Below are 8,955 nucleotides of genomic sequence, written 5' to 3' on the forward strand. Positions count from 1 at the left end.
GCGAAAGGGGGAGAAGCTCAAGGAGCGTGTGGATGCGCAGTTGCAGTCGGTGGCTGAAGATCCTGCACTCATCAGGTCATTCTTCAGACACCCATCTGTCGCCTATATTTCTGACTTGTGAGTAACTTTAGCGATTGCCTCCGCCCGCCAAATCTCGTCATTCATTGTGATCCCGCCGTTTCTGCTTCGATGTCGTCTAAAACCAAGCGGGCAACCGCTCCGGTGACGGCGGTTTGAAGATGGAATCGGCCAGCTTCGGTGAGACGGAAGTAGTGATGCGCTTGATAGATTCGAAACCCTTCGATGAGGCCTTGTTCTGTAGCATCAGAAAAATGAGCGGCCTTCGCATGCCAGGCTGCACTACTGAAGCGCGAGTTGACCGCCATGCCTTTCAGGCCAGCATCGCCAGATGCCTCGACGAGTCGGCAAATTTCGAGTCGGGTGCTCATGCCGCACCTGCCACTTCCGCTTCCATGTGGGCCACGGTCGAGTGCTGGGCCGGTACGATGACGGCGGGTTGGAGGACAAAGCGGCCGACGTTGGTGCCTCGAATCAACAACGTGGAGCTGGCTGTGGTCGTGCTCATGCCGATGCTCGCGCGAGCTCGGCCATCAAGGCCTGGAGCTTTCGGGTGGCTTGTGGCGCTGGCCACCCTTGGCGCCGGACCCACCTAATCATGTACTGGTAGCTGACGCCCTCTTCTCGAGCAACAGTGGCCGCAACCTCGCCAGAAACGGCTCGCTCGTAAACGCGCCGAGATGCTGCGTCGCGGCCGCCGGCAGGGGCGACGTTCACGCGACGTGGAGAAGGAAGGCCTCGGTACCTGTAACGCAGCTGTGCGATCGAGTATTTAACGCCGGTCGTGGTGCAGGCTTCGCGCCAAGTCGATCCCGCTTTCACAAGCTCATAAGCAAGCTGGAAACGTTCTTCGCCAGGGAGCCAGCCCTGAGCTTTTGATTCGATCGTTTCTTGTGCGCTCAGGGCATTACTTCGTGTGGGAGTACGACTACATTATCCAATAGCTGTTTAAAAAACAGGCAACCGTTCTTGATCGCCTGATGTGGCCCGCCACGTTCCTGATAACTAACTCAAGCAAAATCAATACCTTACAAGAGTTTTGCCTCTGTTTTTAGTTATCAAGCTATCAGGAATTGAATTTCATGTTGAAGAGAAAATCTGTAACATTGTTACATTTGCATCCTGAAAAAAGTAACTAGGGGGCTAGAGGGTGGTTTGCGATTCCTGATCGCCTGATAACTCTTTGGAGCCCCTTCTTCATTGGGAGAACGCAGTTTTCGGCAGGCAAGATGATCAGGAATGCATTCCTGATGTGGGCCGACTAACTCCAGGAGGCGGAGCCCATCACCAAGAAGATGGGTTGGCGGGAGCAGAATACATGTATCAAAGAAATAAAGGCATGATACCATTGCGCAACTGACCGACTTTGGGCAGTTCGGACTCGACACCCGATCACTTTGGAAACACACCATGCAACCGCTTGCCTCCCCAGCCAACCTCTTGGCCTCCGTCACTTCTTCTTCCTTGAAATCCGCCTCTTTGGACTTGACCCCGGATTCCAAAGAAGGCTTTGAAGCTGATGAGATTCCTGGAACCGTCACGGTCTTTCCTCCGGACATCGAACTGGTTTTGGCCGTTTCGGGCTTTCTGGCTGTTGTCTCTTCTGACTCTGACTCGACCGCCTTGGATGCCGCCCGCATTCCTGCAGTCGCCAGGCCCTTCAACACTTTGCCCCTGTACCTCTCGAGCACCGGCCGAGCAGCACCAACGATTGAGCGTCTTGGCCGCGAGACGAAGTGCACGATCTTTTTGACGACTCGCGAAACGAGCGCCAAGGACCTGGAAGCCGTCTCAGACACTGCAGCGGCTTTGCGGGCTGTTGGCGTCACTGCACGGGCTTACAGCGTCCCCAGGGCCCATGCCAACGTTTCCGAGTGGCTCATGGCTGCCGGCGCAGATCGCGTCATCCTGGCTCTCTCCGCAGCAGCAGATCGAACGATCAACAAGAACGTCGAAAAGGTCCTCAGCGGCGGATACATCCCACTTGGCAAGATTGGCAATAACTACATGTGTTGGTCAACCGACTTCTCAGAAGTCCAAGCCCTCAGCACCACGGGCTACACACAGCAAGGTGCGCTCATGACCTTGGCCGGCGAAAACTGGCTGCGCGAGAAATTTCCTCGCAAGAACGAGCGTGGCGTTGTCGTTGGCTTCGACAACATTGCAGCGGCTGGCGTCATCCGCGACGAGTGCGCACGGCTCAAGGTCTGGGACCGCGAACGCATTCGACTGTCGGGTGTCTGGAAGCAAAACGGCGAATACGTCGTGAACTCCGACCAGGCTTGGTTTGTCGACGACGGCGCTCCCGTGCCCAGGACCGGCAACCGCATCTACGCCGCAGGCAAAGACCTCGGTATCACGCCTGATGTTGTGCCAGCAACCGTGGCAGACGGCCATGCCGTGCTCGATTACATGCACACGTTCAATTTCGAGAAGAAGGCATTGCGTGACGCCATCGGTCGCGCGTACCCGGACGAATCCACCAGGAGGGACACAGACCCCTTGATGTCGATGGGCGCGTTGTTCTTGATGTTTCTGTGCGCTGCCTTGCCGCAATGCCCGCACACCTTCATCCAGGCCGATCCGAAATCGGGCAAATCGGTGCTCTTGACCTTCTACAAGCAGATGCTTGGCGGTGCTGCCTTCAGCTCAAGCGGCTCCAGCGGTCCCGGTGTGGCGAGCGCCTTGCTCGAACTGCGTGCGTGCATCGCCTCCATCTTGGATGAGAGCGGGTTCGACTCTGCACACATCGCAACGCTCATGGATTTTCTGAAACTGGCTTACGACGGCAAGAATAAGAACCTGGGAAGCACTGATCAAAAGGGCGTCCAGCTTCAGATCCGGACCACTTGCCTTGTTGCCGGCACGATCGCGCCAAAGATGGACGACCAGCTCATCACACGATTGAACCTCATCAAGATGTCGCCGTGGCCCATCGGCACCCGCCCTCCGATTCATCCGTTCTTCACGGACGGTGACGACTCCGAGAACGCCCTTGTGACCGACCTTGGCAAGCGCATGTTCATGCGCACGCTGCAGAGCGCGCAGCGCTTCGAACGCGCTGTGGTGATGCTCAAGGCCGTAGCACTGGGATCGAAGATCGAAGGCCGCGATGCGAACACGATGATTCCAGCGATGGCAGGATCGTTCTGCATGCTCCACGACCAGGAGATGACCCCCGAGACCGCTCACGCATGGTTCGATCGTTTTGACATGGTCGACGCTGTCAACCGCGCAAACGCAATGTCGACAAGCGACGAGATCAAGACCTTCATCTCGACCACGAACGTGAAGACTGACGCCGCAGGTGACCACACGATGCCCATTGCCGAGCTCTGGCACCGTGCCGCCTGCGACACCCCCCGCGGCCGTTGGAAGCAGAACCTTGGCATGCACGGCATGCGCATCGACAAGCACGAGGACGGCATCTACACCCTCGGCCTGGCTCATCGCTCGCGCGGCCTGGCAGACCTCTTCTCGACTTCGAAGTGGTCCAAGGTCGACCTCGAATCGCTGGTCAAGCGCCTCGACTTCTGCAGCGCAACGTTCCAGAAAGGCTCCATGGCCTCCGGTTCGGAAACGTACTACACCGTGCCCTGGTCCATGCCAACGGACGACAACGGCAACGAGCTGAAGCCCACCCCGTTCGCGCAAGCAAACTGACCAAAAAGAAACCCCGGCTACCTTGCGGCGCCGGGGCTTCAGTGGCTTGGTTCGACGGTTCCAAACCGGTTTGTTGGAAACAACCAACTGGGCTTAATTGTACACCCCATTAACGTTTCCGGCAACCGAATCCTGATTCTCCGAATACGTCGTTGGATACAATAACGTGTCAGTTTCCGGTAACGAAAAGGTCCCCGCACATGGCAAGAATCTCCGCGAAAGAGACGCTCGAAGCACTCAAGAGCAGCAACCCTCCGAAGCTCGCCATCGTTGGATCTGCGAGGGCCACAGAAGGTCGCACGCACTTCTTGATGAAGCTGCGCCCTTCGACGCTCAGGCGTCTCCAGGCGGTCGCCTTGGGGCCGCAGTACCTTCTGCAAGAGTACGCCGTGCTGCGGCTCTGTGAAGAGCTGGAGGCCCAGCCGCAGGGCATGGTGCGCACGATCGACGCGGCGAGCTTCAATGCTTCACCGGAGGACATCGCCGAAGTGGCGGCGGCGCAGAACCGGGTGTTGCCAGGCCGCGTCGTCAACAGAACACGCAAGCAAGGCGAGCCGGTCTGGCCCACGCAGCCTGAGGAGGCTTCACCAGCGCCAGCAGAGGCATCCGAGCGCGATGCGGTGGGTGACATGCTTGCCAAGGCCATGGAAGGCGCCTCGCGGCCTCCACGGCCAAATCAAGCGGCCATGGACCGAGACGAGCGGCTGAAGGCCAATGCCGCCAAGGCGGCTCATGACGCATCCAAGACGCCAGCCACACCGAAGACGAAGACCAAAGGCTGACATGCCCCGACTGCATTCTGAGATCATCACCGCCCACGTTTTTGGGCCCTTCACGCTGCCGAGTGTTTCGGCGCCGAAACAGCTCAACGACGCCGGTGTTGACACTACGGATGCGTGGTGGGAATTTCGAAAAATGTCAGAGGGCAACTACACTGATAAACGTCCAGACGTTTACAAGGTGCCCCATGTCGTACACGAAACCGAACCCGCGATCGAACCGCGCTGCGCAGGCGAAGACGACCGCAGACGAGCTTATGGCGATCGTGAAAGCTCCTCAATTCAGGCCGAACTTGAAGGCCCAGGCCGCGATCGCCGAGCTGGCAGTACCTGGGGGCAAGCGGCCGAAGTTGGTCATCACAGGGCGCTCGACGATGGCAGGTCGGGGTGCGACTTTGATGCGCATTCGACCGTCGATCTGGAAGCGCCTGGAAGCGCTGGAGACCGTCGGCACGCGCCAATACTTGGTCGTGGAGGCAGCATTGACGATGTTCATTTCGCACCTCGAAGGCCTGCCGCAGGGCGAGACGTTGATCCTGGACGCGGAGAAGATGTCGGCAACCCAAGAGGATCACGAGCTGCTCGACGCAACGGGCGCGAAGGTCAAATCACCGGTGCCTCGGAAGCGCGTGGCCAAGCGTTCGTTCACAGACCTGGACGAGAACACGCGCCCGCTGTCGAGGTAAGGCTGTCGGAGATCTTTCCGTTTTCGCCGAGAGTCGATAACGTCATGGCAGCCAAGGTCCTGGGCCTCGCGCCGCAGACGCTTCGCCGTTGGGCAATGGATCAAAGCGGGCCGTTCCAGCCAGAGAAAGCCCCGAACGGCCGGAACATGTGGCTCGTCGCTGATCTCCAGAACTACATCGACGGCAAGGCCTCTTTTTAGACCTCGGCCAGCTCGAGGGCCGGCAGCTTCGCCTTCTCCCGCACGAACTCTTCCAGCCGCACCAGCTCCTCGCGCAGGGCGTCGATGCGGCGAGGCTTGTAGTGTTCTTCCATGCTGCTTACGCTGTGCCCCATGATCTGCTCGACGGCGCCTGAAGGGCACCGGGCCGCCTCGCCAACGAGCGAGAAGGTTCGGCGCAGGCCGTGCGGAGTCAGGTGCTTGATCTTCGCGTGCTCCAACACCGGTGCGAGGGACTTGCGAGCGTCTTGCACGTAGCCGAGCTTCGATCGCGGTGCCGCGAACACGTACTGGTTGTTGTCGATTTTCGGCGTGCTGCGGATCACGGACTCGAGCCACGGCGCCAACGGGATTTCGCGAGTGCGGTGAAGCGTCTGCGTGCTTTTGTCTGCGATCGTGAGCTTCTTAAGATCGAAGTCGATGTCTGACCACTTCAGAGCTGCCAGCTCTTGCCTTCGCGCGCCAGTGATCAGCAGGCCGGTCAAGTAGCCGGCCATGGTGCGGTTTGGCAGCGTCGACAGGCCTTCGAAGAACTTCTCAAGCTGCACGATCTCGACGAAATCCAGCCTGCGAACGCCGGTCTTCGACGGCAGGTTGTCCTGCACAGTCGGCGACCGCGCAGGGTTCCCATTGATCAGGCTTTTGTACTCGCGCTCTCGCGATGCCCACCTGAACATCCCGCTCAGGCTCTCAGCTGCCTTGTTCACGACGGCGTACCCAGGCGGGTTCACGCCAGGCTCGCCGCGGAATCGCTCTCCAATCCTGTCAAGCTCGTCGCCGAGGATGTCAGCGAGCGCGTCATCATCGAACTCACCGACGGGGATGTCCCTGGCGACGAACAGCGGGCCTTGAACCGTTCTCTTGTCACCACATCGCGGGAACATCTCGCCGCCGGCATGCATCGCTGATTTCAGCGATCGCAGATAAGTCGGCGCCCATGGCCTGCCTTTCTTTCCGACGCCTCGGGCGATGTAGTCTTCCCAGACCTGCCCGACCGTAATCTCAACTTTTGATTTGGCGGCAATGGCCTTTGCAGTCTCGGCTTCGCGATCCTCACGCTCGAGCTTCGGGTGAATGCCTCGATCGATGAGCGTACGCATCCTGCGGGCCTCTTCCTGCGCCGCAGGGATCGTCCAGGTTTGCGTGTTGCCGATGACCAGGTTCACGGCTTTGCCAGCCATGGAGCCCACGAAGAGGAACGCGGGCTTGCCGCGGGGCCGGATGCGGACGTACAGATTCGGCGTGTCAGCGTCGATCAAGAAGCCTGGGTTCTTGTCATCCACCGGACGGAGGTCAGCGATGCGCTTGACCGACAACTTCACTTTATTACTCATACCCCCGATCTTCCCTTACCTTGGCCCTTCAAGGTAAGGCCAAGGTAAGGGAATTTGAGCCACGCCGATCAACACCATCCAAACATTAGTCGCCCTAGAATGGGCCTGTCCCTGGGGAATTGCCTCTGAACGGCCACCAAAGCAACACCGATCAACACCGGGAACGCATCATTCGTAATGAGAAGGTCGGGTGTTCGATTCATCTCTCCGGCACCAAGAAGTTTATGATTCGGATCAAGGACTTACAGGACCCTCGGGGCTTGTAGGTCCTTTGTCTTTGGGGTCGCAAAACTGGTCGGTGTAACGGCGGGTGTAAGAACGTGTTCACGATCTTTGTCTGATCACTGACAATGACGAGGTGCGAACCAAGAAATATCCCAGCGATACGAGCCGCGAGCAATTCGAGATCATCAAGCCGATGCTGGAGAGTGCGCGCAAGAAGACCAAACCACGCACCGTTGACTTGTACGAGGTGTGGTGCGCGGTGCTGTATCTGCTGCGCACAGGGTGCCAATGCAGGGCACTGCCCAGCGATCTTCCCAAGTGGCGCACCGTGCATTCGTACTTCGCCAAGTGGAGCCTGCCCGATGATCAGGGCGTTAGCCTGCTTGAGCAGGCTTTAAAAAAATCAGGTTGGCGCGGCCCGTGGGAGACTGGGGCGAAACGCCTCAAGCGCGTTCTTGATCATCGACGCGCAGAGTGTGAAGAACACTGACACGGCGGCCTTGAAGGGCTATGACGCAGGCAAGAAGGTCTCGGGCATCGAGCGCCACATCGCGGTGGATACGCAAGGGCTGCCGCACGCGGTGGCGGTGACGACGGCCGAGGTGACGGATCGCAAGGGAGCACTGCTGGCGCTCACGCGCTGCAAACCCACGCTGAGCCGGGTGCAAAGCCTGCTCGCCGATAGCGGCTATGTTGGCCAGCCCTTCGCGCAAGGTGTGCAGGAAATCCTGGGTGGGCATGTGACAGTGCAGATCGCCAAGCGCAGCGAACTGCACACGTTCAAAGTCATGCCCAAGCGCTGGATCGTCGAGCGCAGCTTTGCCTGGCTGGAGAAGAACAGGCGGCTGTGGAAGAACTGCGAGCGGCTGCTCAATACCAGCCTGCAGTTCGTACATCTGGCTTTCCTCGCTCTGCTGCTCAGGAGATCGTGAACACGTTCTAAGAAGTCTTTGGCGCCGATGCTGTTCTTCGCGATGAGGGTTTCCAGGCGGGTATGGCCGATGTACGCCAAGCCGTAGAGGGTAACGAGCGCTCGAGATAGGTCGAATTTCCGGTCTTCGGCGATCTGGATGGGGTTGCCCCCAAGGACGCGGAACCTGTGCTCGACCGCGGCGAAGCCGTAGTTCACATCCCGCATGTTCCAGTGAATGAATGAGCAGTGGGGGTGCGTCCTGACGAACTCAAAATACTCGGTGAGCATCTGGCGCTCGAGATCATCGTAGTGACTCGAGATCTGATCGAAGGCGATCCCTTTCCTCTCTGCGCTTTGGTGTACGGCGAAGGAATCAGTTTGGCCGGATGATAGGTTCCGGACGCCGATCGACGTGACGCGGGGGGTCTTGCCGTCTGTCTTGTCGTAAAAACTCTCGCATGAATAATGGATGACGAACGCGGTGTCTGCTTTATCCGTCAGCGCCTCCATTTTCTCGACCACCTCTTTGCGCCGCTTCAGGCGTTTGAGCTCTCGTCCCATGAAGTCTCCTTGTTTTCGATGATCGTAATCGGCGGGGTGAAGGGGCTTGCATGGCGGGTTCAGTGAGCACCTGTTGAGCCGGGCAAACCGAACTGATCAACATCGACCCTGCCGGTAACAGCACTGTGATCCTCCGGTGGGTCCCTGTTCCCCTGCGCTTTCGCGTGTTTGGTGCCGGCGTGCTTGCGACGTACACCATCGGCACGTGGATCAACGACGCCACGGATTTTGAGCTGGAGCCTTCGCCGGCCGTCCCAACGACTCACCGGCAAGAAAATCCGAGGCGCAATCGCAGACGGTACTCCAGGCCGACCCCAGCCATTTCGTTAACCGAGGACCACTGGAATCGTCTTGGGAACCTCGGAGTGGCCCTTAGAACGTGTTCACGATCTCCTGAGCAGCAGAGCGAGGAAAGCCAGATGTACGAACTGCAGGCTGGTATTGAGCAGCCGCTCGCAGTTCTTCCACAGCCGCCTGTTCTTCTCCAGCCAGGCAAAG

General features: G+C 58.8%; 10 protein-coding genes and 2 pseudogenes. 8 read left to right on the top strand and 4 right to left on the bottom strand.

What is annotated here, in order from left to right; all coding sequences use genetic code 11:
* Window positions 1-121, top strand: a pseudogene (locus AVHM3334_RS22910) (IS630 family transposase); the annotation flags it as partial.
* A 40-nt stretch (window positions 122-161) separates the two neighbouring features.
* On the opposite strand, the gene AVHM3334_RS22915 reads toward AVHM3334_RS22910, so the two are convergent.
* Window positions 162-449 (bottom strand): hypothetical protein, encoded by a 288-nt coding sequence (locus AVHM3334_RS22915; protein ID WP_284415761.1) that lies wholly within the window; start codon window positions 447-449, stop codon window positions 162-164.
* Window positions 446-586 carry a hypothetical protein gene (locus tag AVHM3334_RS22920; RefSeq protein ID WP_284415762.1) on the bottom strand — a complete coding sequence of 47 codons (141 nt, stop codon included), beginning with the start codon at window positions 584-586 and terminating at the stop codon, window positions 446-448. Before AVHM3334_RS22920 ends, AVHM3334_RS22915 begins: the two co-directional genes overlap by 4 nt.
* Window positions 587-1,488: 902 nt before the next feature.
* Here AVHM3334_RS22920 and AVHM3334_RS22925 point away from each other — a divergent pair.
* From AVHM3334_RS22925 to AVHM3334_RS22940, 4 genes are all read left to right on the top strand, one after another.
* Window positions 1,489-3,741: a hypothetical protein gene (locus tag AVHM3334_RS22925; RefSeq protein ID WP_284415763.1), complete on the top strand. Its 2,253-nt coding sequence runs from the start codon at window positions 1,489-1,491 to the stop codon at window positions 3,739-3,741.
* Window positions 3,742-3,941: 200 nt separating this feature from the next.
* The gene (locus tag AVHM3334_RS22930) at window positions 3,942-4,523 is read left to right on the top strand and encodes a hypothetical protein (RefSeq protein ID WP_284415764.1); all 582 of its coding nucleotides are present in this window, start codon (window positions 3,942-3,944) and stop codon (window positions 4,521-4,523) included.
* Between the two features lie 185 nt (window positions 4,524-4,708).
* Window positions 4,709-5,206, top strand: a complete 498-nt coding sequence (locus AVHM3334_RS22935; protein WP_284415765.1) for a hypothetical protein — start codon at window positions 4,709-4,711, stop codon at window positions 5,204-5,206.
* Between the two features lie 44 nt (window positions 5,207-5,250).
* On the top strand, window positions 5,251-5,406 hold the full coding sequence (locus tag AVHM3334_RS22940) for a DNA-binding protein (protein WP_284415766.1): 156 nt from the start codon (window positions 5,251-5,253) through the stop codon (window positions 5,404-5,406).
* On the opposite strand, the gene AVHM3334_RS22945 is transcribed toward AVHM3334_RS22940, so the two are convergent.
* A complete protein-coding gene (locus tag AVHM3334_RS22945) occupies window positions 5,403-6,758 on the bottom strand; it encodes a tyrosine-type recombinase/integrase (protein ID WP_284415767.1) in 1,356 nt (451 codons plus the stop codon). The genes AVHM3334_RS22940 and AVHM3334_RS22945 overlap by 4 nt on opposite strands.
* Window positions 6,759-7,176: 418 nt before the next feature.
* Here AVHM3334_RS22945 and AVHM3334_RS22950 point away from each other — a divergent pair.
* The 3 genes from AVHM3334_RS22950 (at window position 7,177) to AVHM3334_RS22960 (ending at window position 8,523) form a co-directional block, all read left to right on the top strand.
* Window positions 7,177-7,915, top strand: a protein-coding gene (locus AVHM3334_RS22950) for an IS5 family transposase (RefSeq protein WP_502869969.1) whose coding sequence is annotated in 2 segments (ribosomal slippage) — window positions 7,177-7,389 and window positions 7,391-7,915 — 738 coding nt in all. Because the reading frame shifts where the segments join, the coding sequence is not laid out codon by codon here.
* 233 nt (window positions 7,916-8,148) lie between these two features.
* Complete coding sequence (locus AVHM3334_RS22955) at window positions 8,149-8,286, top strand: hypothetical protein (protein ID WP_284415768.1); 138 nt, start codon at window positions 8,149-8,151, stop codon at window positions 8,284-8,286.
* A 75-nt stretch (window positions 8,287-8,361) separates the two neighbouring features.
* Window positions 8,362-8,523 (top strand): hypothetical protein, encoded by a 162-nt coding sequence (locus AVHM3334_RS22960; RefSeq protein ID WP_284415769.1) that lies wholly within the window; start codon window positions 8,362-8,364, stop codon window positions 8,521-8,523.
* Between the two features lie 317 nt (window positions 8,524-8,840).
* On the opposite strand, the pseudogene AVHM3334_RS22965 reads toward AVHM3334_RS22960, so the two are convergent.
* A pseudogene (locus tag AVHM3334_RS22965) lies at window positions 8,841-8,955 on the bottom strand (IS5/IS1182 family transposase); the annotation flags it as partial.

This window comes from Acidovorax sp. SUPP3334 (assembly GCF_030159055.1).
Lineage (GTDB): Bacteria > Pseudomonadota > Gammaproteobacteria > Burkholderiales > Burkholderiaceae_C > Paracidovorax.

What these genes read in the sequence shown, in the direction of transcription:
- AVHM3334_RS22915 (WP_284415761.1), bottom strand. Translation starts at nt 449, where the DNA reads ATGAGCACCCGACTCGAAATTTGCCGACTCGTCGAGGCATCTGGCGAT.
- AVHM3334_RS22940 (WP_284415766.1), top strand. Translation starts at nt 5,251, where the DNA reads ATGGCAGCCAAGGTCCTGGGCCTCGCGCCGCAGACGCTTCGCCGTTGG.
- AVHM3334_RS22960 (WP_284415769.1), top strand. Translation starts at nt 8,362, where the DNA reads ATGGATGACGAACGCGGTGTCTGCTTTATCCGTCAGCGCCTCCATTTT.
- AVHM3334_RS22945 (WP_284415767.1), bottom strand. Translation starts at nt 6,758, where the DNA reads ATGAGTAATAAAGTGAAGTTGTCGGTCAAGCGCATCGCTGACCTCCGT.
- AVHM3334_RS22920 (WP_284415762.1), bottom strand. Translation starts at nt 586, where the DNA reads ATGAGCACGACCACAGCCAGCTCCACGTTGTTGATTCGAGGCACCAAC.
- AVHM3334_RS22930 (WP_284415764.1), top strand. Translation starts at nt 3,942, where the DNA reads ATGGCAAGAATCTCCGCGAAAGAGACGCTCGAAGCACTCAAGAGCAGC.
- AVHM3334_RS22935 (WP_284415765.1), top strand. Translation starts at nt 4,709, where the DNA reads ATGTCGTACACGAAACCGAACCCGCGATCGAACCGCGCTGCGCAGGCG.
- AVHM3334_RS22925 (WP_284415763.1), top strand. Translation starts at nt 1,489, where the DNA reads ATGCAACCGCTTGCCTCCCCAGCCAACCTCTTGGCCTCCGTCACTTCT.